The organism is Kutzneria chonburiensis, from assembly GCF_028622115.1.
Lineage (GTDB): Bacteria > Actinomycetota > Actinomycetes > Mycobacteriales > Pseudonocardiaceae > Kutzneria > Kutzneria chonburiensis.
The window spans coordinates 8,069,155-8,090,801 of record NZ_CP097263.1 but is presented as its reverse complement, the minus strand read 5'-3'; the positions used below and the strand labels follow the sequence as shown (position 1 = coordinate 8,090,801).

Below are 21,647 nucleotides of genomic sequence, written 5' to 3'. Positions count from 1 at the left end.
TAGAGCGCCGGTGGACGAGCTTGCAGCTATCGCCAGAGGTGGTGACCACTATTCGGCTGCGTGATCCTGGGAGTGTCACGCCGCTAGCGCTGATCAAGCCGGAGCCTGAAGCACTCAACTTCATTATTTCCGGGCAGGTCTCCGGCGCGGACAGCAGCAACATGTTCCCGCGAACATTTCAGCTGGCAACCGAGTCTGGTGTTGTCGATGTTCTGCTGATGTGGTGGAAGTTCTCCACGCCCGTCCGAGAAGGCGATAGGGTTACCGTGTGTGGTAGCCTTTTGTCAACTGATAGCCGGCCTTGTGTTCGGTTGACAAATTTCGTCGACCATTGGCTGAAAATTGAAGAGTAGTTCCTACTTCCGAAGAGGGTTGCACGTGATCGACAGTATCACGCTAATTACCGGCAACGAGGGCAAGGCCCGTGAATATTCCACTCTTCTCGGAATCCAGGTCGAAGCCGTCAAGGCTGACCTCATCGAGGTGCAGTCCCTCGACGTTGTTGACGTCGTGACCAGGAAGGCGGAGGACGCTTACGCGAAGCTCCAGCGGCCGGTCCTCGTCGATGACACGGGTCTTTCCCTGACCGCCTGGAATGGCTTCCCGGGCGCGCTGGTCGCGTGGTGCCTTTCCTCCGTTGGTCCGGAGGGAATCCTGGAGTGGGCGGCTGCTGCAACCGATCGCTCCGCGACGGTCACGACCGCGATCGGATACGCGGATGCGGACGGCGTTCAGGTCTTCATCGGTTCGTTGAACGGCACCATCGCCACTGAGCGCCGTGGGGGCGGCGGGTTTGGCTACGACTCAATTTTTGTGCCAGACAACAGTGGCCTCACCTTCGCGGAGATGTCCGCCGACCAGAAGAACGCCATCTCGCACCGCCGGCTTGCTGTCGACAAGCTACGGGAGGTGTTGGAGAAGCCCGAGGAGCCGACCTACGTCGTCTTGGAGATCAACCGACGTCATGAGGCCGATGCACTGGTTGCGGCCCTCAATCGCGGTGAGGTGTTGACCACCCTTGGTGGTCAGGCGGTGCAGGCACGTGCGCCGTACATGGGTGCCTACAACCCCGTCGAGGAGGAGTGCGAGGGCGCGGATCGCGGTTAGCTCACCGCCGCAGGATCGCAAGCTCAACAACGTGGTCGCGTACACTCGACTTGATCACCAGCTATCAAGATAGGGGAGGGCACGAAAGCAGTGGCACAGAAGACAATCATTCAGCTCGTGGACGACCTGGATGGCGGCGAGGCGAACGAGTCCGTGAGTTTCGCGCTGGATGGCGTCGAGTACAACATGGACCTCAGCGCCGCGAACGCGACCTTGCTCCGGGAGCGCTTCGCCCTGTTCGTGGAGAAGGGCTCCCGGGTTGGCGGGCGTAAGCACCGTGGCGCGGGCGGCGGGCTCAACACGGCGGTTCGAGCCGGCAGCGACAAAGCCCAGAACCAGGCGATCCGGGAATGGGCACGAGCCAACGGCGAGAAGATCTCCGACCGTGGCCGCATCCCGGCGGAGCTGGTGACCAAGTTCCACGCGGCGCACGGCGGCTGAGCTGGCCGCAGTACGACCTACGATGCCCCGGAGGGGACTTCCTTCCGGGGCATCGCCATAGCGGGACTCAGCGGCCCCGGCGAGAAGGACGGCCGCTGCCCAGCTCCACGCAGATAGGATCCGTCCGCGCATACCATCGATCCGTCCTGAACAGGAGAGGCCCCGATGACGCAGGCCACCACCGACGCCGGCTTTGGCATCGTCCACGCCCGGATGCGCGTGACGCTGACCGGCACCACGAACCCGTACCTGCAACCAAGGCTGCCCCTGGTGGGTGACATCGAGGTCCTGGAGGTCGGCAACACGGGCCAGATCATCAAGGCCGGGTTCCGGGAGCTGGAAAACGATGGCGGCTTCGCCGCCTTGGTTGAGGTGGCGGAGCCGAGCTTCGCCTACGCGCACGGAAGCTGACCCCGCGACGCCAAACGCCCCGACTCCTGAGGAGTCGGGGCGTTCGTTTTTCCTTACGGGTCAATGGAATTCAGTCCGCTGGTAGACCACCGCATGGTGCATGAGGCGGCGTGAGAGATCCGCCCGCCGGCTGTCGATCGTGCCGGGAATCGCCGCGTGCTCACTGCCCCAGGCGAACAGGTTGGACAGGTTGTAGGCGGCCCAGCCCGCAGCCGCATACGCTTCCCTGCACGGCGTCCGCGCCGCCGTCTCCACCTTCCGGCGGTAGTCCTCCCACCGATCGACGGAGTCCCCGATCGGCACGTCGGCCGGCGGCGTGACCGGCTCGTCCACGTTCATCTCCATGACCGTGAAGTCCAGGCAGTTCGCACACCAGCCGTGCCGGATGGTCATGCCGTAGTAGCTCTCCATCCCGCAACGCGGGCACGAGATCGCTGGAGCGTCGGTGTCCTGGGGCATGTCGTCGATTTTGCCAGCCCCCGCCCCGAAACGCCTATGGTGAGGACATGATCCAGCCGCCACGCACTCCCGAGGAGCAGGCCCGCTACGACGAAGCCGTCTCAGCGATGAACTCCTACAACCATCCGCACACCAGCCCTGGGGGCCGGTGGGACGCTCCGCAGCGTCCTCACCGACCCTTGTGGCCGGTCCTGGTGTGGTTGCCAGTCCTGGCCCGATGGTTGCGCCCGCGTTGATCAGCGCCGGAAGTCAAGGCCGCCGATGTCGCCAAGGCTCTGGACCACGTTGCCCGTCACGTTCCCCGTCACGCTGTTGCCGTCGCGCGGCTTCTCCTGATCGCCCAGGACCATGTGCTTCCAGCGCAGGTACAGCATGTCCGCCCACGCTGCGTCCTCCCGCGCCGCCATGGCCAGCAGGCCGGCGAGGATCTCGGCGCGGATGTTGTCCTCGGGCACGTCCCGTGCGTTGTTGAGCGGGTGAACGAGGTCGCCCCGCAGGCAGATGTGGTCGGCCAAGTCCTTGCGCTGCTGCTTGGATCCGACCTTCACCCGCCCCATGACCGTCAGGGCGATGGTCAACATCAACGGATCGTCCATGGTGTCGATCCCCCATTCGCTTCTTTCGAGATTCAGAACCGTCCGAGCGAACCTAACAGTCAATCAGCGGGTTGACCACATGGCGCGCGTAACAAAACCGCAGGTCAGCGGAGTGTCACGTCCTAATCGGATCGTCACCCGTTCGGCTCTCTCGACGCATCGCCGGCTATTCATGGCGCGTGTTCAACTAACTCGCCGTGCACGTGCTTCGCGGTCGTTAAGCTGTCAGCGTGACAAGCGATCCGAGCACTACGGAGAGGCCGGAGGACTGGCGAGTCACCGCGTCCCCGGAGGAGCTGCTGGACAACCTGTATCGGGTGACGCAGAACGGCCTGGCACGGATCAAGGACCACCTGGCCGACGGGCTACCGCTTCGGCCCGACTCGTTCGTGCCGAAGGTGGCCCCGCTGGACGCCTCGGCCGCCCGCCTCGCCGAGCTGCTGTCCGCCGACTGCGGCCCGCTCGTGGTCGAGCTGGTGAGCGCGGTCGCCGCGTACTCGGCCGTTGTGCTCCGTCCACTGCGCCGCAGCGGCCCGAAGTCGGTGCAGGCCCGCCTCCGCAAGGACATCACCGCCGAGGGCCTGGACGTCGCGCTGAAGCGGATCGACGACGCCGTGACCGCGCTGGAGACCTGGGTTGAGGAGCACCCGGCAGACGGGGACCTCTAGTGGGTGACAGGGGCGGTTCGTAGGCTTCCGGCCATGGAACACTTGGACGCAAGCGCGCTCATCGTCCGTCTGCAAGACATCGTCGACAGCGGCCACGACCCGAAGGTTGTGTTCTACTCCCATGAACTGCGTCAGTACCTGCCGGTGGGCGTGGTGACCTACGATCCGCAGGAGGAGTCCGGGGACGTGATCGAGCTGTCTTCTGACCTCTAAGCCTTGCAGCACAACAACAACGATGCCCCGACGCCGTGTGTGGCGCCGGGGCATCGTCGGTCAATCCGACGTTATAGCAACGATTAGAGCGCTCTACTGATTTTCTGACTGACGAATCCAGGCGCGGATCTCATCGGCCCCCACAACCTCGACACGGGACGCTCCGCTGTCCAGGTCGAAGTATCGCAGCGTCGGCGCGTCGGTGACGTTGTACTCCTCCCTGGTCCCCTGGTCAGGTTCCCGGTACAGGCAGGACACCAGGTTCCACCGGCACCAGGTCAGCACCATCCGCAGCAGCTCCCGCCCTTCCTCGTCGTTGCGGACGAACAGCGTCAGCCACTTCCCGCCCGGTTCACCGAACATGCAGCAACCTCTCCTCCTCGTCCATATAGCCATGCCCCCAGGAAAAGCCCGTGACCTCGGGGTCAGTTCCGATGTGGACCCCATCCATGTCCTCCGCCATCAAGTGCCCTATCTCCGCCGCGCCCCACGCCGACTTGTGCGCCGGGATCGACGCCACCACCTCGTCATGGATCGGCAGCCTCAGATAGGGGCCGTAACCCCCCTTGTAGAGCCGAAGAATGCCCCGGCAAGTCACGTCCCGACTCGTACTCTGCACCATGTAGTTGAGCGCCGAGTAGGCCCGACTCCTGTCGACGGGCAGCCGGCGGCCGGTCGGGGTGGTGATGTAGCCCTGACGCGCCGCGATGTGCTGTAACCGCAAAGAGTATCCAGCCACCTGCGGGTATGACTTCTCAAACCCGGCGATCACTTTCCTAGCCACAGCAACAGGAACGCCCGCCGTCTCGGCCACAGCCTTTGCGCCGCCGCCGTACACGTAGGTGAAATTCGTTGCCTTTCCGACGCCTCGGGCCACTTCCGCAGCGTCGGCCGTGATCTGATGCAGGTCCGCCCCGGCCGCGAACGCGGCCCGCATCCGGCGGTCCTTGGACAGCGCGGCCAGGACCCGTAGCTCCTGGGTCTGGTAGTCCACGCTGGCGATCAGGTGCCCGACGTCGGCGACGAAGCATCGGCGGATCTTCCAGTCCCCGCTGGGAAGAGTCTGGGCGGGGATGCCGGTAATGCTCATCCGGGCCGTGCGGGCGCGAAGGCTGTTGATCGATGCGTGACAGCGGCCGTCGCTGTCCATGTTGGCCAAGAACTTGTCCACCCATGTGCTTCGCCACTTGGCCGCCTTCTTCGCGTCGATGACCGCCCGCGCCAACTCGTCACCCTGGCCGGCGAGGCGTTCGAGAAGGACCTTGTCGACCTTCCGCTTCCCCTTCTCCGTGCGGCCGGAGATGGTGACACCTCGGGCTTCCAACGCATTGGCTACCTGTTCGGTCGAGTTCGCGTTATCGCACCCCAGGCCGGCGGCGATCTCCCGTGCCGCTTGCTCCTCTCCTTGCAGTCGAGCCGACAGACCTAGCGCGTAGTCGACGTCCAAGAGGAAACCGTTGCGCTCCATGACACTGCACGCCTCGGCAACCTCATGCTCATAGCGGATGAGCGGCCGGGCACTGACCGGCACCAGCGGGGCCAGCATTCGCGCCAGCCTCGCCGCCAGGATCGTGTCCATGCCGGCGTACAGCACATAGTCCGGATGGTCGACGTCAATCAGAGACCAGATCCGGTTCTTCGTGGTCTTGTGTTCCTTGGCCAATCGGGTCATCAGACCCTTGGCCTCGTCAGCGGTTTGAGAGTCGATGTACCGGGCGGTCAGCGCCTCCAGGCTCTGCCCCGTGCCGCCTTCGTCTTGCCCTCTGGGGTCAATCAGGTGGGACAGAACCTTGGTGTCCAAGACTTTCGGCCACAACTCTTCGAGCCGAACGCCCAGGTGCCTGTCCCACACTTGAAGATCGAATGATGCGTTGTGGATGACCATCCGCTTGACCGCCCGCAGAGTGCGGCGAACGTCCTCGGCGAACTCTCCACCGTGTTCGACGGGGATCACCCATGCCTCGGCGGGCGTGCCGAACTGTACGAGTCGCAGGCGGTTCGTGGCCGAGTACGTGTCAAGGCCGGTAGTTTCCGAGTCCGCGCTGAGGCACTTCAGGTTGCGCCGCACGAAGGTCCGGAAGCCGTCCAGGTCTTCGGTGTGCTCGACCGCGTGAATCACTACCGGTTCACCCTTGATTCGGTACTGGTAGTGCTTCACTGCCTCACCCCCTCACCAAACTGTTGCGGGGTAAGGGATCAGGCGTAGTAGCGGCGGCGAACGATGCGGGAGACCGTGGCCGGGTTGACGCCATACTCCGCAGCGATGGCGTACTGCTTCACGCCGTTCGCGTGCAGGGCGCGGATAGCGTTCGCCTGCTCCCGGGTCAGCTTCGGCCGGTTGTCGGCCTGCCGGCGCAGGACCGTGTTCTCCTGGACCACCTCAGCGGCGTAGCTGGCCATCTCGATCAACTCGAACTGGAGGTTGGCGATCGTCTCCTCACGGCTGGCGATCTCGTTCAGGTGCGTGGACTTTCGGACGGGCACTAGTTGTCCTCTCGATGAGTGATGGCGGGAATCCCCGCCTGGCGGGCCAGCCACAGGCAGTGGCTGGCCCCCGTGCTGTTGTCGCGGATGAATGCCAAGCACACGTCAGCGCCGAGGCTGACCATGTGGGCGTTGCGAAGCGGGCCGGCGCGGCGGCCGTGGCGCGTCCAGTCCGCTCGGTGGATCTCGGTCGGCAGGCCCATGCAGGCGGCGATCGTGTCGGCGATCTCGTCGGCCCCGGTTGGACATCCGCCGTGGACTATCACGGCGTCCTGCCCATCGGCGTAGCCGGGCACCTGACCGAGGATTGCCGACTCGATGACGGTCCAGTCCCGCCACGTGCGAGATCCCGTGATGAGGATTCGCTTGCGGCTCACCGCAGTCCTGAGTAGTCCTCAGCGTGACGCCTGCGGGCCTCGACGGACTCCGCCATGTCCTCCTCGGGGTCCGCGCTCACGGACGACACCCCACTTCACTGCTGAATGTTAAGTAGGTGGGCATGAAAAGGACCTACCGGAGCCACTGAGGCTTGCACTGCTGATCGCGATTGGTGTTGGGGCAGGAGAAAAGTCGGTACGGTGCACCGTTCTTCGCGCTGATGCCCGAGCGGTAGATCATCTCGCCGTGCTCGCAGTACCGCTTCTCACCGCCGGGAGCTTCCTGGGAGCCCTGCGGCGGCGCGCTGGCCGACGCGGGTCGTTGGCCGGCCTGGCCGCTCTGACCGGTGGTGCCGGCCGCCTTGGACACGAAGTACGCGCCCACCTTGGCCGCGCGGTCCAGCAGCTCCCGCAGTGCCTCCCAGTCGCTGATCTGGCCCAGGGCGTCCCGGACGTCGTGGCCGTCAACGGTGACCCAGGGCGCGGCGTAGTCAGAGCCGGCCTTCAGGGTGACCCGCACGCGGTGATCTGAGCTGCCGGGTACAGGGGCCGGCTCGGGTGCCGGGGCCGGCGACTGCTCGTCCCACGGATTGGTGTAGGTCTGCGCCTCGTCGGGCACGTCGGGGGTGTCGTCGGCGAAGGGATCGAACTCCATTGGTTCCTCTCTCACTTGTCGTTCTTGATCAGGCCGGCGGCGATCAGGCCCAGCGCCGTGCCGGCGCACGCCTGGCCCACGCTGAGACCGAGAACGGTCAGCAGCAGCACGCACACGGCGAACATCACGGCGGTGGCGATCAGGCCGCCGATGAACACGGCGACGGGGTTCTTGTCATTCACAGTCGTTTCCTCCCAAGGTCTTGCCAGCAGCGGTGTTCACGGCGATGGACTGGGCGTTGCTCAGGACTCGCCGGGTGCCGGGGCCGTCGGTGTAGTCGGCGGTCCGGTTCCTTGCCGACCGGTTCATGTGCTCGGTCAGGGCCTCGATGGCCCGGCTGAGCGTCTTGCGCTCGGTGTTGGCGGTCGGGTTCTTCCCGTCCCGGTACCGGCGCTTGATCGCCTCGGCGTACTGGTCGGCCAGCACGGACAGGGCGTTGCGGAGGTCGACCTCCGCCGCCTTGAACTTCGCGCCCTGGTTGGTGATGCCGTGCTGGTCCAGTCGGCGGGTGAGCGCCTGGCCCTCCAGCAGCGAGCGGACCTCGCCGAGGTGGTACAGGTACTGGCCTGAGTACAGCTCGTAATCCCGCTGTTCGATGCTGGCGATCTGGTGGCCCATCTTGATCAGGAACTTCCGCTGGCTGTTGTCCTCGCTGGGCAGGTCGAGGATCTTGCGGGCGCTGCCGGGCGACTCCAGGAGCCGGAGCATGATGTCCTGCTCGATGTCGTCGGCGCTGACGCAGTGCGGCCAGTAGCGCGCGACTTGCTCGCCGGCTCGGTGTGCTTGCACCCGCAGCGCGGCCCACTCCAGGTCGGTGATGCCTTCCACAGTTCCCCCTTGTCGTTTCCCACTGTCAGCAGGAATAGGTTTGTCCGTCCACAATGAACTTTCGGTGCCTGATGGCGATGACTTCGGCCTGGACGTGGTGGCCGTCGACATGGATCACGCCGAATCCCATTTGCCAGTCGCCCACGCCGCGCTTCAGGTAGCCGGCAGCCTTCATGTCCATGAGGTGCCCGACTTCGACGCCGGTCAGGGTGGAGGTAATCTTCCCGTCGTAGCCGACCGAGTGGGATCCCTTGCCCAGTCGGTGTGTGTGGCCCATGACCACGGACTTGCCGATCTTCTTCGCCCCGTTCAACGCCGTGTTCCCAGCGATGGGCGAGATGTTGAACCGGGCCAAGTGGCCGTGGCACATCAGCCAGCCGGGGCTGAACTCGTAGAAGTCGGGCAGCTTCGCGACGTCGAACGCCTTGAAGTCGAACAGGTTCTCTAACTCGAACGCCGGCGATCCCTCCAGTGCGGGCGCATACCGCTTGAGGTACTGCCGAGGGCGAAGGTCGTGGTTGCCCTCGATCACGCCGACCTGTCCCGAGTAGACAGCTCGAAGCGGCTTGAGGAACTTCTCCTTCACCGTCTCGGCGTCACGGAAGATGCTTCCCTCGTACTCGCCACGCGAGTCCTTGGACCACTGCGATGGTTGGGGAAAGTCGGCGAGGTCTCCGATCTGCACGACCTCATCGGGTTGGTACGAGCCGATGAAGCGGATGACCCCTGCCAGCGCTCGCTGATCCTGGTACGGGATCTGGGTGTCGCTGATTACGACGTAGGTCCGCCTCACAGAACCTCTTCCACGGCGGCCAGGGTCCGCCGAACTCGGATGTGCACCATGGCCGCGTACACGGCGAAGTCCTCGACTTCCTCCAGGGCCATGCGGCACACGTCCGCGATGGACTTCACTTCGAACTGCTGGTGGCCGCCGAGGTCGTACTGCTCACGGCCGACGGTGGTAACCCGTGTCATGCAGCGGTTGATGAAGTCAGCCGTGTACTGCGCCAGGTCCTCTGAGGACATTCCGAAGGGTGGCGCCGGTGGCATGTCAGGCTCGTTGGCCGGTGCGGCGCTGTTGTCGTTGTCTGCCAAGGCTTCTATCTCCGTCTCATCCAGCCCGACCACGGTCTCCGCGAGTTCGGGCACGCGGACCAGGTACAGCTCAAAGAACTCGTCGTAGCCCGTGATGCGGCCGACGAAGCCTTCGAGCTGCCCCACCGTGATGCGAACCAAGCTGTTGTTCTCGTGTTTCAATCGGTGATCCTCTCCAGCAGGGACCTCTTCCCTTGCTGCATGACCAGCGAGTTGACGTCATGCCCATGCGGCATGAGCACGACTCGCGCGTTCGGCAGCTCTCCGGCGATCCGCTCGGCGAACTTCAGGCCCTGTCCGCTGTCGTCGTTGTCGGCCAACAGGTACACCCGTTCGTAGCCAAGGAACGCGGGAGCAAAGTGAGGTTGCCAGGCTTCGACGCCCGGGACTCCCACCGCGTCGAGCCCGCAGGCAGCGGCGGTGACGGTGTCCAGCTCGCCTTCACAGATGGCGATCTGATCCGATGCGGTCATCAGAGCCGGCGTGTTGTAGAGCCTGGGCCGGTCGCCCGGCAGGGTCATGTACTTCCCGTGCCCCTGATGCTCGTGGTGCTCCAGGCATCGAAACCTGATCGATGCGACCGACCAGTCTCGGTCAGTTCCCTTGCGTAGATAGGGAATGGCGAGCCAGCCTCGGTACATTCCCTGTCCCGCAACAGGGTCAGCTACGTAGCCAAGGCGGTAGCGGTCGACGATCTCCCGGACGCTCTGCGCTCCCAGTCCCCGGCTGGCCAAATACTCTTCGGCGGGGCTTCCCGTCAGTGCGGCGTGGTACCGGCTCGTAGCGTCCGCCAGATATTTCTTCTGCCCGTCGGACAGCGCTGGAATGATCTCCTCCTTCCTGTTGTCGGATGATCGACAGGACGTCCCCTTTCGAGCCGCAGCCGTGGCAGCGGAACGCGTTGCGGGAGAACGAGATTGACGCGGATGCGTGTTCCTCGCCGTGCACGGGGCAGCGACACCGCGTCCACTCCCCCGCTCAACCGGTGGTTCCCATCCGGGGTAGTAGTGCCGTAGCACCGCCACGATCGGCGCGACGGCAGGCACCGGCGGCACCGCCATGATCAATCCTTGCTGAATGTTAAGTAGTAGTGCTGCAACAGTCGTTCGGCAAAGTCGCCGCGAAACACCCAGGCGGCGTCTGCCGTAGATCCACCGTGGCGCTTGTAGACCACGCATGTCTCATCCGACGTGCCGTTGTGGCCGGCTTGCTCGATGGCGTCGTCTAGATGCCTCCACAGTTGGACACGGTCTACCGCCTTGCACTGGATTGTCAGCGGTGCCCCGCCGATGTCTCCTCGGTCCGCTCCGCCGTACACGGCTCCGTTGCGCTTGGCGTCGACCCAGCCCAACCGGTGGCAGATCGACACCACGGCGTTCTCCCAGTTACGTCCCCGCGCCTTGACCGCACGTCCATTAGGGACAGACAGCTTCCGCGCCTTCGGCGCAGCCTTCTTCTTTTCCAACTATTCCCCCTCGTTCAGGCTCGCCTACGCGGCCATGTCCTCGATCAGCATCCGATCACCCGCGAACCGCAACTCCACGTAGTCGTGCCCACTTGGATCGGCGCGGCCGTTCCTGTCCTTCACCTTCGAGAAGCACAGGACGTCCTCGCTCCACTCGTCCCTGACCGGCTTGAACATCGTCCCGATGAGAGCAGGCACCCGGGAAACCTGGTTCTTCACTCCGGACAACGGGACCGGCTTGTCCGCATCGTTGAACCCCGAGGTCACATGATGCAGACCGAGCACGCACGCACGGGTTTCCCTTGCCATGGTTGACAAGTAGTCCATCAGCCTGTCCAGCCCGGCCGATCCCTCGTCTTCCCCTAGCCCAGCTTGGACATTGGTGATGTTGTCGACGACGACGAGCGTCGGATAGGACCCGTACACCTCCTCATAGGCCGCCATGGTCAACTCGATCTGGTCGAGCGTCGGCGAGGCGCTGAACTCAAACCTGATCGGCAAGCCAGCGAGAACCTGCTGCGCCGCACCCAGGTCGTCCCGGAGTACCGCGCGGGCCGACTGCTCCAGCGTCCATCCCATAAGGATGGACAGCGACCGCGTGAGCTGGACGAAAGCGTCACTGTCGGCGGACAGGTACAGCGTCGGGACTCGACTCTTCAGTGCCTGCGTCAAGGCAAACGCGCTCTTGCCCGTCCCCGGCCCAGCAGCGACCAGCGCCAGCTGACCCCGCCGAAGGATAAATCCCTTGTCCGCCAACGACTTGAAGACAGCGGGAAGCGGTTCGCCCGCCGACCCTCTGACACGCCTGGACTGGAGAAGCGAGTACACGACACCCCCACTACGAACTTACGAACTTACGAACTCTTGCTGAATGTTAAGTGCCGGGTCGCAGAAAATCGGCCATGGGACCGAACTCGCACTTGTCCTTGACCGGGCACCGGTCGCACTTGGCCGGCTCCGGGTCAGGCTCGAAGCGTCCACTTCGAACTCCTGCATCCATCTCCTCGAACGCCTCCGTGATCCTCTCCTCAGTCCAGGCCGTCAGGTCGTAGGGATGGGCCGGCCGGCCCGCCTTGGCCATCCAGTAGTCCCCGGTTCGCACCTCCACGTCATAGGTCTTGCTGAGCGCTACGCCGTACACGCCAAGCTGAAGCTCGTCGTCCGGCGGCAGGCCCGTCTTGACATCACGTACCCGCACCTCGCCGTCGACTTCAACCGCCTGGTCTAGGTATCCCCGCACGATCACCGTGCCGAACCGGACCTCGAACTCCAGCTCGATGGCGGGTGTCCCGTCAGGCGCTACCCAGATCACCTCGTGCGGGTGGGTCTCCACATAGTCCACGTAAGCCGCCACCTGGTCCAGGCCGAGGCCCCACCGGCGCGCGATGTCGGCTTCGCCCTGATGCCGGCCGCTGGGCATCCACCAGTTGAAGTTCGGACAGGTCGCCGCTGACGCATTGACCTCTCTGGCATAGCTCTCCCGGAACACGCCTTGAGCTTGTGCGGCCGTCATGGTGCGGCCCGAGCGTTCAACAGCTTCCACGGCTTCGTGGACCGCAACGCCCTGCGGCAACCATGCCGCAGGGCGGGTCCACGCCTTTGCCACCCGCTCCAGGTAGTACCCGTACGCGCATCGCGCGTAGCTCTTGAGCTGGCTGACGGATCGGTAGGTCACGGGCCTTCCGCCGCCAACCCGGCCCCGCATGTGTGACTTCGTTCCACACCGGGGCAGGTATCGAACAAGCCGATCGTTTTCAGTACAGCTCGCCCGAAAAGCATCCCCTCATCGTCGTCTTCAACCGAGTCAAGCTCGGTGTAGCAGCGCCCCCGTAGCGCTGCCCGCACCGGTTCCGCGATGGGATCGGACATGCCGAGCAGGACCGTGTGATAAAACCGCAGGACCGGTCCGTTTCGCCATGACTGAGCCCAGCTCTCCTTCCACAAGTGGAAGTAGGGCAAGTGTGTAGAAATTATCTGAACTGAAGGCCCAATGTGGGCGTACATCGGTATTTCCTCTTCCCCCTCCCACGCCACGTCAGGGCAGCGTGGCAGGAAATTTCCAGATCAGTCTAATTTCGTCGGTCAGCTCCCTCGTGTGCTCGTTTACCCTAAAAATGAGTCCAGTTTGAGCGTCGCCGTCCAGTTCCTCGTTTCGCGGTACATAACGCCACCCTCCCTTGTTGCTAACTCCTGGCTCCGGCGGAATCTTAGGATCGAACTCGACCACCAGGTTTCCGTCCCGAAGCAAGGCCAGTAGGCTGAGCACACGGCCCACGCTGACCGCGCTCATCCCCTTGCCGCCCGTAGCGATGTACCGAGCGAAGGCCCGCAGGTTCTGATAAATCTGCGTGCGCTGAAACTCGCCGGGGATGTTGCCCCACGGCCACGTTCTGTTTGTCGCTTCCGTTGGCGTCTCAGGAAGTACGCCCGGAAACTGCTCCTTCGCAAGTTCCCGTACCTGACTCACCCTCGCACGGCTCACTCCAAAGTCGTCGGCTATTAGACTGTCCGACCGCACCCGCTTGCCGTTGACCGTATACCGTGTCACAAGTTCGACATACAGCGCGGGAGTGAGCACCTTTCGCCGGTCGTTCGCGTTTTCCATCGTCATCACCTCGTCTTCGAGGCTAACCATGATTGCTGCTGAACGTCAAGCGGCAACTTCTGGCGTTGCCCGACCGGGCGAAGCTCCATACAACATCAACGCCTGCTGAACGTCAAGCGACTAGATCATGAGGCAGATCACACAGGCTGGGCTGCCGCACCGCTGGACAGCTCCACAGCGGATCCGATTCGCACGCCTCAACCCACACGTCACCCATGCAAGCAACTCCCCCAGGAGCGGTTAGGGGCTCGACGCCAGGTCCAGCCCCCCATGGCCAAGCGATTGCTCCGGTCCCGGCCTCCGCGATTCCAGAGGCCAGGACCGGTCACTTCCGGGCCGACATTGAGGTGACGACGGGAAGCGATAGATCGAACATACTCGCGGCCGACACAGACCCCGTGACTTCTGCATGACCGGCGGTCCGGGGGTGCGTAACACGTAACCCGGTTGGACTAGCAACCTCCGCCCTCGATACAGCCCAGGGGTGCCCGACGCGGGGGTACCTCGCCGGGGGTACCCAGGTAGGGGGAGGGGTCATTTTGACTGTTAACGGGAGTCACCATCTCCCAGGTAAAGGGCAACTTCCGTGGCGTCTATTTGTCCACAATGGAGCTTCGGCGCCAGCGGCCCCCAGTCCCTGGCCACGCCGCACGGAAGGCCGTCCACCTCATTCGAGGGATTCCAAACTGTGAGCCTGGTCTCAGTAGCCCGTGGCCGGCTCGCACGAAGCGTCACCGCCGCCAGTACAAACACGGTGAGCCGGCGGCAGTTCCGGGTCTCTACCTCGGCAGATACAGGCTTGAGCGGGTGAATCTCCGTCAGCTCGGTCACACCGAGGGTGCGGCATGGAACCGCTACCGCACGGCAACCACCCTGCGGCCGGATGACCCTGCCGGCACGTCAACCTCGCCAAGCATCACCAACAAGGCCGGTATCCTCACGCGCGCACATATATATACACGTATATATACGCGCGATTAACCTGCTGGACCTCCTAGCGAAATTGCCGGTCTGGGAAGTTGATCATGAAGCCGATGGCCACCGTGGTTGATCTTCAAAGAATGATCGCCGTTCAATTGCAAGTTGATCATCCATAATGGACAGTCCGGTGGGCAAAAAAATGCCCCGGCCCATTCGGGACCGGGGTTGCCTCCCTGCCGTGCCTAACCGCCACGGTCGGCACGGTCGGCACGGTCGGCACGGTCGGCACGGTCGGCACGGTCGGCACGGTCGGCACGGTCGGCACGGTCGGCACGGTCGGCACGGTCGGCACGGAGCAGCCTCAGGCCCGGCTGGTCACCGTCCAGCGCGACAGCCGCCGTACCGACCCCGTCCGGCAGCACCGCCCACACGGGGCTGCTCACAGCGACCCGCGTACCCCTACCGCACCACCTCAGAACCTCACACGGCGAAACACCCACAATGCCACCCCATTTCCACGCTAAGAGCCGTTGTCGACTCCCCGGTATGACCTATCCACATAGCCGCTTTTCGTCCGGCAGGGACGTTCTCAGCGACCGTCTATCTCGGACGCCGGAAACGACGAAAGCGCCATACGGGGTTGGCTACCCGCATGGCGCTTTCTGGCGTCTGCCCCGATCCCATGGACCGGCCCGACATCACATGTCGGTTCTTCAGTTGTTGGTGACCACCCTACCACGGATGACGTTGTGGGATCCGGTGGCCAGCTTACTAATAAGAAGCTCGATAGCTTGTACCCGATTTAGCCCGTGCTCATGTTGACGTTTAGAGAGCCACTGTTCTACAGGCAATTTTCGTCACCTTCGACCGTGATCGAGGCGTCAAAAACCGAGGCGTAGAAATCGCTTGTCAGCTTGGCGGGCCATATTCCGTCCGGATCACCCTGGTAGACGGTGATCTTGTTCGGATGCACACACCGTTCGAAAATCCATTCAACGTCACGAAATGACACCATGATGTCACCCGGGTTGACGATTTCGCCCTCACGGTCGCGAACGACGTAGCGGACAGATTTCCCCTCACTCATCGGGATACGCCTTCCGATAGCCGGGCACGGTGAGTGGCTTAACCGACTCACTCGGCGCGTTGAAATTGTTCTTCGCGCACGACTGGCAATAGAGGTCTGATCCGTGAATCTCGATAAGGGTCGCCTGTCGGTCGCAGTAATCACAGGCGATAGGGCCGTAAACATCGGAACAGAATTCGGACCGCTTGAAAACCAGCCCGTCAGGCAGCAGCGAGCCGCCTGGACGGTCCCTGAATCCGTTCCAGTCGAATTCGAACGCCACCCCGTCGTCAACTAGGGCGCGTACGCCAATTCGGACGGTCAGCGCTGCAATTCCGCCCATAAACCCCATGGTGACGTAGTCACCGACCCTGATATCGGGAACCGGGCAGCGCTTCAGCACCCGCACGACGCGATCACCGTATCCGGCAATGCCGACCCTTTGAACTTCGCGCGGTTCCCATACGAACGGCACGGCTTCTATCTCGCCGTTGCGGTGAACGTCCACGGTGAAGGCGTCGACGCTGTACAGCTTCATTCCGTCCGGCTGTGGTGTCGCGCGCCTCTTGAGCGCTATTCCCATTTCGTGTTCGGTGAGCTCTTGCCAGATTCGACCCGTTTCCGGGTCACGCCGCACCCACATGTCACTCCCCCAAGGTCGGATAGACGGTCCGGCCGTCCAGGGCAGCCAGTAGCCGCCGCACCATATCGACGCTGGCACCCTTGACCGTGAATTCAGAACAGAACGTGCCGTTGCCGGAAGCGGCAACCTCAATGGACCCTGAGTGCGGGTGGCAGAGATCGAGCGTGTCAGGCTTATAGCTGATTTGCGTCAGCGCCGGAAATTCATCCTTCAACGCCACCACGGTATCTCTGCGCGCTGCCGCCGCTGCCTCCCGACCGCTAATTTGCTTCACGACTTCGAACAACCCCGGTTCGTATTGCGGGAGAAATCGCTTCCGGATTTCCCGAGCGATGACCACCGGTGTCTTGGCAGCACTGACCGCAATACGCACGTTGCACGTCTCGCCGTACGCCCTTTTTGCCGCGTCCGGGTAATGACCCGTGATCTCAAGACGGCCGCGTTCAGGCCGGAACCACACATGTTGACTGTCCGGCCCGTTCACCTTGACGACAAAGGACCCGAGATACCCGGGATACCGGTCGACGTGCCATCCGTCGCCTAATTCGGCACAGATCAGTTCCACAAAGTCGCAGGTTTCGGCGATTGCCATATGAGTACCCCTGTCTAGCGTGCCTAGCACGCTGCAAGGCATCCGAAAGTGGCCGGATGCCAAACAGCGAACTAGCTACGCCAGAACCGTTCAGAGCGTGTCCCATAGCAGGAGTCACAGCCGAGAAGGATTTCCCGGAGCTCCCACTTTTCGATGACTCGCCCGGTTTCCTTACGAGCGGCCACGAAGTTAGGAACACATTTGCAGTCCGCAGTACGTTCAGCGGCCGCACAGTCGAAACAGAGCACGTTTTCAGCGTCGGTTTTCAGCCACTCGTCACACTCGGCACACTTGTGGTAGCCGATAGATGCCATGGCGTCCGGAACGTCCTCATGAGTGCGAATCGTCCCGCAATTGCCGCAGAAAACCTCTGTGTCGCCGTGTCCCTCGCTGTGAAGCTCGGTTAGCAACTCGTCAGCCAATTCGTCCTCAATGCCGTACGCCTCTTTGAGGTACCGAATAGCGGCTTCCCGTTCACGCTCTCCGCAGTCTTCCTCATTGAGAAACCCGTATGAAGACAACCGGTTTCCGATGCCCTCTGCCGCTTCACGCGCCTTTTCGTTCGTGTAGTCGTACGCCAGACAACCGGCGAACTCTTCGAACACTGCTCCCGTGTTGGCGTACGATCCGGTTGCTTCCGTGAGGATTTTCTGCGCTTCCTCTGCGTTGCTCAGTTCCCGAATGTACTCACACTCGTGACCAGAGATGTACTCATCCGACAGAGAAAGTGGACTGCCGTCACTGCCCAGAACGAACGCGAAACCGTACCAGTCCTGGTCTTCCGCGAAATCTTCCGCTTCATAGACGGAATACCGATAGTTCTGGTTGAGCCACTTACGCGCGTCGTCGCAGACGACGATTTGAACTTCCGGATTCTCGATCATGCCTGAGCCTCCCTCTCACACATGTAGCAAGACTGAGCCTTACTGTCGAAACGGTCGAACTCGCAAACGCGGTTTTGCGGGTCGAAAAAGACTCGCCGCACGGCGCGGTTTTGAATCGACCAGGCGACCAAACCCTGATCGTAAAATCGGTCCACCCATCCATCGGCGTAGTGAACAAGCCACGCGTCTACCTTGTGCATCTTCACGCCGCGTACTCCCACGTTTCCGGCTGAATCTCGCAGTAGCCGTCAATGTGGCATTCGTGGTCCGTTTCGCTGACCTCTGCATAGCCACGCTCGGTCATAACCACGTCACCGACGCACGGACGTCCGAACTGTTCGTCCTCCCAGGAACCGAGCCAACGCGTCCAGACAACTACGGTGGTCTTCACCGTCACACTCCAGTGGTTGTGACACCTATGAGTTGGGTAGAGGGCGCGTTTCCGTTGGGCAACGCGAACGCGCGCCCTCTCTCGCTGAATGTTAAGTTCTAGAGCAGCATTTAACGGCCGGTGACGCCGTACGCGAAAAGTGCACCCTCACCGTTAATCAGTGCGACAGGCACCCGCTCGAAACCTGCGGTTTCGTTCGCCGCAGTAACCAACGATGCCAACTGCGCCTCATTGGACCCGTTGATATTGGTCAGCGTCACCACGATGGGCCCACACTGCGGCAGACTCACACGAGTAACAGCAACTCCACGTGTCGCGGGATCACCGTTGAAGCTGTAACTCAGATAGTTCCGAACCGAATCATTGGCCGCGCCATGATCCGCCGTGTTGAGCTCACCTAGCAGCACGGACGTGGCGACGTTATTTCGCCGCATGACGTCCTGCAATGTCACCGGATTCTTCACGGTCATGTCTGAACATGTCGGAACGATCGGCACGCTTGCAGTGTCCACAGGGTGATTGCCGGCAACCAATCCGGCAAGCGCGAAACCACCAACCACGCCAAGCGTGACCTTAACCCAGGTCCGCATTAGGTTCCCCCGATTCGCATTTGATCTTGCCTCGGTCAATCATGTCCCAAATACGCCCCATAACGACGTCATCCACCGTGACCTGAATACACGCGGTACCCGGGATTTCGGGACACGGGTGGACAAACTGAATCTTGTCCGCCACCCCGTGATTGGTCGCCCACTTCACGGCCCGATAGGGCGTCGGGAACGTCATTGTTGCCACGAACACCGGTCGGCTATTCGCCAGCGTTCCAAAGCCAAACACATCGGTCACGCCGTACTTCTCGTCACCCGCCGTGCTGAACAGGCACTCGATATAGGGCCTGTTCTCCCTGGGGATGTACGCCGCAACCGATCCCAGACCCCAGTCAATTTTCATGCTCAGTTCTCCCAGTTCTCACCGAACGGAAACAGCACGCGCTTAGCGGCCACGTCATCAATCCGCACGAGGATGTTCACGGCCGCGTTAAACGACTCCGACGGCTGCTCAATGGTCGCGTGGTCACGAAGGTTGAACACGCTCACGAACGACGCCGCCGCGAAGATGTCGCAGAACCACAGCCGCTGATAGGTCACCGTGTCGCCGTTCTCTTCGACAACGGTCGACTTCCCGATCAGCTCGTGATGCCACATCTTCTGTACGTCACGAAACGCCTGAATCACCTTGGCGTGGTCTTCCGGCTGCTCCACGTCTCCCCCTAGCGCCCTTGCTGAATGTTAAGTCCGAGTGAAACCGGAAGCCGTGCTGAACGCTCCGGCTGATGACAACCACTTTCCTCGTACGTCTGCTGAACGTCAAGTCCGAATCGGAGGTTTGTGACCGGTGTCACAGTGGAATGGGTCGACCCGCAAGCGTCGGCTACCTAGGAATTGGCCCCAGATTCGACGGCAGGTATTGACGCGTGACGGGTATTCCTGCCGGGCGGTCAGAGCCGACACGGGGATCCAATGCGGACTGCCTGCCAACCAGGTGGACCACATACAGGCGGGGGACGATCACAGTCTTTCAAACCTGCAATCCCTCTGCGCCTACCACCATGCCCAAAAGAGCAGCTCAGAGGGCGGATCAGGGTACCGGAAGGGGGTACGTCGAAGGGGGTCTGAGAGCCACCCTGCATATACACCTAAGAGCACATAAATATATGTACAACATTCATATATTTATGTGTTGAACAATAAATATATGCACATTATTGAACACGCTTCGCCACACGCACGTTGAACGCGTTCGTCACGACTCACTCAATCGTCGCGACAACGTGAATCAATGTCAATCATCGCACATTCGAATACGAACGCCAAATGCATTCGATTCATCAACGTCCACATTGGACACGCGATGATCACACATCAATCTCAATCAATTCATTGGCATTTCTTCGAGCATTAGGCCACCTGGGGGTACCCCCATCCGTATCGGCCAGAAGCCCGCCTGGCATAGCTGATCAAATTTTGTACGGGTCTGGAGCCTCGGGCCGGCCTGGCGGCCGACCTCGGCGAACGCGCCCTCAACGCGGGCGCACGCGAGGGAACGTGACCCCCGTCACTCGGTCGTCACAAGCCACCCCGTGTGACACCTATGGACTGGGTAGGGAAGGACCTACGGGGATGGGTTCGACCAGGTCTTTCTTCACTTGTAGGCCCTCGGAGAGGGCCACTACGAACTTACGACTTTACGAACTTACCCTCGGTAAGTTCGTAAGTTCGTGACTTCGTACCGGGGGTCTTCGACCCCCAGGGAGAAGACCTCCTAGACGAGCTAGATAGCCAGTTCGTCCTTCGGACATGTCGACAGAGCTTCGCTCTGTCTCTTAGACGCGCCGATGCGATTTTGAACCCGCCGAGGTCGATCCTCGGCGGGAATTCCATCCCCACCGGTCCTGCACGTCTACCGAAAGGCGCATGTGCAGCACGGCATTGACATTTCCGGCTGGAACTCGGTCAACGACTGGAACGCCGTTCGCGGCGATGGAATCGAGTTCGCTTCCATCAAGGTCACCCAGGGGGATTACTACACCAATCCGCAGCGCGCGAGTCAGGCTGATAACGCTCGCCGGGCCGGCGTCGTCGCCGGGGGTTATCACTTCGCCGATCCGCAGGTTTCCGTGGCGGCAAACGTGGCCACGTTCGTTCGTGAGCTGAATTTCCTCGGGCTGTCCGGCTCCGGCAGTTTCGCGCCGATGCTCGACATCGAGAATTCTCCGTCCGAGGGGATCAACTGGAACCCGGACAACTCCAATGCGTTCGTCTCGCAGTTCATCCAGGAGTTTCGGCGCCAGGCCGGCGTGCGGCAGATCGCGGTTTACGCGAACCTGAGCTTTTGGAACTCGATTCTCCGGCCGAACGAGTGGGCGGACGACGGCGTTTTTGTCTGGCTGGCCCTCTATAACGGAGACCCGGGCAATACCGGTGGATACCAGCATCCGCGCCTGGCGGTGCATCAGCACACCTCAGGCGGATACGTGCCGGGTATTTCCGGCAACGTCGACAAGAATGTCACCTTGGGTGCGTTCTCGCTCGATTCGCTTCGGATCGATGGTTCGGCTCCGACTTCGCCGCCTTCGGGCCCGCCGGCACCGCCGCAGGATTCGGACACCTACACCGTCCAGGCGGGCGATACCCTTTCGGGAATCGCCGCACGGTTTGGTGTGAGCTGGCAGGAGCTTGCCCAGATCAACGGGTTGGCCGATCCCAACATCATCCATCCCGGCCAGGTGCTCCGCATCCATGGCGGGGGTGGCCAGCCAGCCGGCGGATCGGGCTACACGGTTCAGGCCGGCGACACCTTGAGCGGCATTGGCGCGAAGCTCGGCGTGGACTGGCCGGCTATTGCCAGCCTGAACGGGCTCGGGTCGCCGTACACCATCTACCCGGGCCAGGTGCTCCAGATTCCTGCCGGTGGCGGTGCGCCAGCTCCGGCACCGCGTACCTACACCGTCCAGGCCGGCGACAGCCTGAGCGTGATCGGTGAGCGCCTGGGCGTCGACTGGCGTGGAATCGCTAGCGCGAACGGGATCAGCTCGCCGTTCGTGATCTACCCGGGTCAGGTACTGCGGTACTGACCCACCCGCTACGGGCGTCTCGTGGTTGAGCTGACTCCCACGGGACGCCTGTTCCCACTCTCCCCTGAACGGAGGCCAGCCCCCCGAGGCTGCCCATAGCCCGGAGGTTGAG

Annotated in this window: 32 protein-coding genes; 7 read left to right on the top strand and 25 right to left on the bottom strand. The window is 62.4% G+C overall.

The features are described from left to right. The first annotated feature begins 41 nt into the window (after positions 1–41). From M3Q35_RS37665 to M3Q35_RS37650, 4 genes are all read left to right on the top strand, one after another. A complete protein-coding gene (locus tag M3Q35_RS37665) occupies positions 42–353 on the top strand; it encodes a hypothetical protein (protein WP_273937324.1) in 312 nt (103 codons plus the stop codon). A 25-nt stretch (positions 354–378) separates the two neighbouring features. Continuing rightward, complete coding sequence (locus M3Q35_RS37660; RefSeq protein ID WP_273937323.1) at positions 379–1,107, top strand: non-canonical purine NTP pyrophosphatase; 729 nt, start codon at positions 379–381, stop codon at positions 1,105–1,107. A gap of 90 nt (positions 1,108–1,197) precedes the next feature. Next, positions 1,198–1,548 carry a histone-like nucleoid-structuring protein Lsr2 gene (locus tag M3Q35_RS37655; protein WP_273937322.1) on the top strand — a complete coding sequence of 117 codons (351 nt, stop codon included), beginning with the start codon at positions 1,198–1,200 and terminating at the stop codon, positions 1,546–1,548. A gap of 165 nt (positions 1,549–1,713) precedes the next feature. Next, positions 1,714–1,959 carry a hypothetical protein gene (locus M3Q35_RS37650; RefSeq protein ID WP_273937321.1) on the top strand — a complete coding sequence of 82 codons (246 nt, stop codon included), beginning with the start codon at positions 1,714–1,716 and terminating at the stop codon, positions 1,957–1,959. 60 nt (positions 1,960–2,019) lie between these two features. On the opposite strand, the gene M3Q35_RS37645 is transcribed toward M3Q35_RS37650, so the two are convergent. After that, positions 2,020–2,418: a hypothetical protein gene (locus M3Q35_RS37645; RefSeq protein WP_273937320.1), complete on the bottom strand. Its 399-nt coding sequence runs from the start codon at positions 2,416–2,418 to the stop codon at positions 2,020–2,022. Between the two features lie 236 nt (positions 2,419–2,654). Then, on the bottom strand, positions 2,655–3,014 hold the full coding sequence (locus tag M3Q35_RS37640) for a hypothetical protein (RefSeq protein ID WP_273937319.1): 360 nt from the start codon (positions 3,012–3,014) through the stop codon (positions 2,655–2,657). A gap of 230 nt (positions 3,015–3,244) precedes the next feature. Here M3Q35_RS37640 and M3Q35_RS37635 point away from each other — a divergent pair, with 230 nt between their 5' ends. Beyond that, positions 3,245–3,682 carry a hypothetical protein gene (locus M3Q35_RS37635; protein WP_273937318.1) on the top strand — a complete coding sequence of 146 codons (438 nt, stop codon included), beginning with the start codon at positions 3,245–3,247 and terminating at the stop codon, positions 3,680–3,682. Positions 3,683–3,715: 33 nt separating this feature from the next. Next, entirely contained in the window at positions 3,716–3,895 is a 180-nt protein-coding gene (locus M3Q35_RS37630) for a hypothetical protein (RefSeq protein ID WP_273937317.1), read from the top strand. A gap of 93 nt (positions 3,896–3,988) precedes the next feature. On the opposite strand, the gene M3Q35_RS37625 is transcribed toward M3Q35_RS37630, so the two are convergent. The 23 genes from M3Q35_RS37625 to M3Q35_RS37515 all read right to left on the bottom strand — a co-directional run bounded on the left by M3Q35_RS37625 (position 3,989) and on the right by M3Q35_RS37515 (position 19,163). Next, positions 3,989–4,258 carry a hypothetical protein gene (locus M3Q35_RS37625; RefSeq protein ID WP_273937315.1) on the bottom strand — a complete coding sequence of 90 codons (270 nt, stop codon included), beginning with the start codon at positions 4,256–4,258 and terminating at the stop codon, positions 3,989–3,991. Then, the gene (locus M3Q35_RS37620; RefSeq protein WP_273937314.1) at positions 4,248–6,053 is read right to left on the bottom strand and encodes a DNA polymerase; all 1,806 of its coding nucleotides are present in this window, start codon (positions 6,051–6,053) and stop codon (positions 4,248–4,250) included. Before M3Q35_RS37620 ends, M3Q35_RS37625 begins: the two co-directional genes overlap by 11 nt. 38 nt (positions 6,054–6,091) lie before the next feature. Next, positions 6,092–6,379 carry a helix-turn-helix domain-containing protein gene (locus M3Q35_RS37615; protein ID WP_273937313.1) on the bottom strand — a complete coding sequence of 96 codons (288 nt, stop codon included), beginning with the start codon at positions 6,377–6,379 and terminating at the stop codon, positions 6,092–6,094. Further along, on the bottom strand, positions 6,379–6,756 hold the full coding sequence (locus tag M3Q35_RS37610; RefSeq protein ID WP_273937312.1) for a DUF2493 domain-containing protein: 378 nt from the start codon (positions 6,754–6,756) through the stop codon (positions 6,379–6,381). The genes M3Q35_RS37615 and M3Q35_RS37610 overlap by 1 nt, the downstream gene beginning before the upstream one ends. A 133-nt stretch (positions 6,757–6,889) precedes the next feature. Beyond that, on the bottom strand, positions 6,890–7,411 hold the full coding sequence (locus tag M3Q35_RS37605; protein ID WP_273937310.1) for a hypothetical protein: 522 nt from the start codon (positions 7,409–7,411) through the stop codon (positions 6,890–6,892). An 11-nt stretch (positions 7,412–7,422) separates the two neighbouring features. After that, positions 7,423–7,593 (bottom strand): hypothetical protein, encoded by a 171-nt coding sequence (locus tag M3Q35_RS37600; RefSeq protein WP_273937308.1) that lies wholly within the window; start codon positions 7,591–7,593, stop codon positions 7,423–7,425. Further along, complete coding sequence (locus M3Q35_RS37595; protein ID WP_273937307.1) at positions 7,586–8,239, bottom strand: hypothetical protein; 654 nt, start codon at positions 8,237–8,239, stop codon at positions 7,586–7,588. Before M3Q35_RS37595 ends, M3Q35_RS37600 begins: the two co-directional genes overlap by 8 nt. Before the next feature lie 25 nt (positions 8,240–8,264). Continuing rightward, positions 8,265–9,032: a metallophosphoesterase gene (locus tag M3Q35_RS37590; RefSeq protein WP_273937306.1), complete on the bottom strand. Its 768-nt coding sequence runs from the start codon at positions 9,030–9,032 to the stop codon at positions 8,265–8,267. After that, a complete protein-coding gene (locus M3Q35_RS37585) occupies positions 9,029–9,496 on the bottom strand; it encodes a hypothetical protein (protein ID WP_273937305.1) in 468 nt (155 codons plus the stop codon). Before M3Q35_RS37585 ends, M3Q35_RS37590 begins: the two co-directional genes overlap by 4 nt. After that, positions 9,493–10,395, bottom strand: coding sequence for a toprim domain-containing protein (locus M3Q35_RS49155; RefSeq protein ID WP_273937304.1), 903 nt, complete (start codon positions 10,393–10,395; stop codon positions 9,493–9,495). The genes M3Q35_RS37585 and M3Q35_RS49155 overlap by 4 nt, the downstream gene beginning before the upstream one ends. Before the next feature lie 2 nt (positions 10,396–10,397). After that, the gene (locus M3Q35_RS37575; RefSeq protein WP_273937303.1) at positions 10,398–10,799 is read right to left on the bottom strand and encodes a hypothetical protein; all 402 of its coding nucleotides are present in this window, start codon (positions 10,797–10,799) and stop codon (positions 10,398–10,400) included. 24 nt (positions 10,800–10,823) lie between these two features. Beyond that, a complete protein-coding gene (locus M3Q35_RS37570; RefSeq protein ID WP_273937302.1) occupies positions 10,824–11,555 on the bottom strand; it encodes an AAA family ATPase in 732 nt (243 codons plus the stop codon). Positions 11,556–11,673: 118 nt separating this feature from the next. Further along, complete coding sequence (locus M3Q35_RS37565) at positions 11,674–12,474, bottom strand: RecB family exonuclease (protein WP_273937301.1); 801 nt, start codon at positions 12,472–12,474, stop codon at positions 11,674–11,676. 360 nt (positions 12,475–12,834) lie between these two features. After that, positions 12,835–13,434, bottom strand: coding sequence for a hypothetical protein (locus M3Q35_RS37560; RefSeq protein WP_273937300.1), 600 nt, complete (start codon positions 13,432–13,434; stop codon positions 12,835–12,837). Positions 13,435–14,567: 1,133 nt separating this feature from the next. Continuing rightward, a complete protein-coding gene (locus tag M3Q35_RS37555; protein ID WP_273937299.1) occupies positions 14,568–14,768 on the bottom strand; it encodes a hypothetical protein in 201 nt (66 codons plus the stop codon). 398 nt (positions 14,769–15,166) lie between these two features. After that, positions 15,167–15,412, bottom strand: a complete 246-nt coding sequence (locus tag M3Q35_RS37550) for a hypothetical protein (protein WP_273937298.1) — start codon at positions 15,410–15,412, stop codon at positions 15,167–15,169. Continuing rightward, the gene (locus M3Q35_RS37545; RefSeq protein ID WP_273937297.1) at positions 15,405–16,034 is read right to left on the bottom strand and encodes a hypothetical protein; all 630 of its coding nucleotides are present in this window, start codon (positions 16,032–16,034) and stop codon (positions 15,405–15,407) included. Before M3Q35_RS37545 ends, M3Q35_RS37550 begins: the two co-directional genes overlap by 8 nt. A gap of 1 nt (position 16,035) precedes the next feature. Then, positions 16,036–16,626 (bottom strand): hypothetical protein, encoded by a 591-nt coding sequence (locus M3Q35_RS37540; RefSeq protein WP_273937296.1) that lies wholly within the window; start codon positions 16,624–16,626, stop codon positions 16,036–16,038. 71 nt (positions 16,627–16,697) lie between these two features. Beyond that, a complete protein-coding gene (locus M3Q35_RS37535; protein ID WP_273937294.1) occupies positions 16,698–17,510 on the bottom strand; it encodes a hypothetical protein in 813 nt (270 codons plus the stop codon). Between the two features lie 202 nt (positions 17,511–17,712). After that, positions 17,713–17,901 (bottom strand): hypothetical protein, encoded by a 189-nt coding sequence (locus tag M3Q35_RS37530; protein WP_273937293.1) that lies wholly within the window; start codon positions 17,899–17,901, stop codon positions 17,713–17,715. A gap of 110 nt (positions 17,902–18,011) precedes the next feature. Continuing rightward, positions 18,012–18,491: a hypothetical protein gene (locus M3Q35_RS37525; protein ID WP_273937292.1), complete on the bottom strand. Its 480-nt coding sequence runs from the start codon at positions 18,489–18,491 to the stop codon at positions 18,012–18,014. Further along, on the bottom strand, positions 18,475–18,852 hold the full coding sequence (locus M3Q35_RS37520; RefSeq protein WP_273937291.1) for a hypothetical protein: 378 nt from the start codon (positions 18,850–18,852) through the stop codon (positions 18,475–18,477). Before M3Q35_RS37520 ends, M3Q35_RS37525 begins: the two co-directional genes overlap by 17 nt. Positions 18,853–18,854: 2 nt before the next feature. Further along, positions 18,855–19,163 (bottom strand): hypothetical protein, encoded by a 309-nt coding sequence (locus M3Q35_RS37515; RefSeq protein ID WP_273937290.1) that lies wholly within the window; start codon positions 19,161–19,163, stop codon positions 18,855–18,857. 1,214 nt (positions 19,164–20,377) lie between these two features. Between M3Q35_RS37515 and M3Q35_RS37510 the strand changes: the two genes are divergently transcribed. Then, positions 20,378–21,535: a LysM peptidoglycan-binding domain-containing protein gene (locus M3Q35_RS37510; RefSeq protein WP_273937289.1), complete on the top strand. Its 1,158-nt coding sequence runs from the start codon at positions 20,378–20,380 to the stop codon at positions 21,533–21,535. Positions 21,536–21,647: the final 112 nt, after the last annotated feature.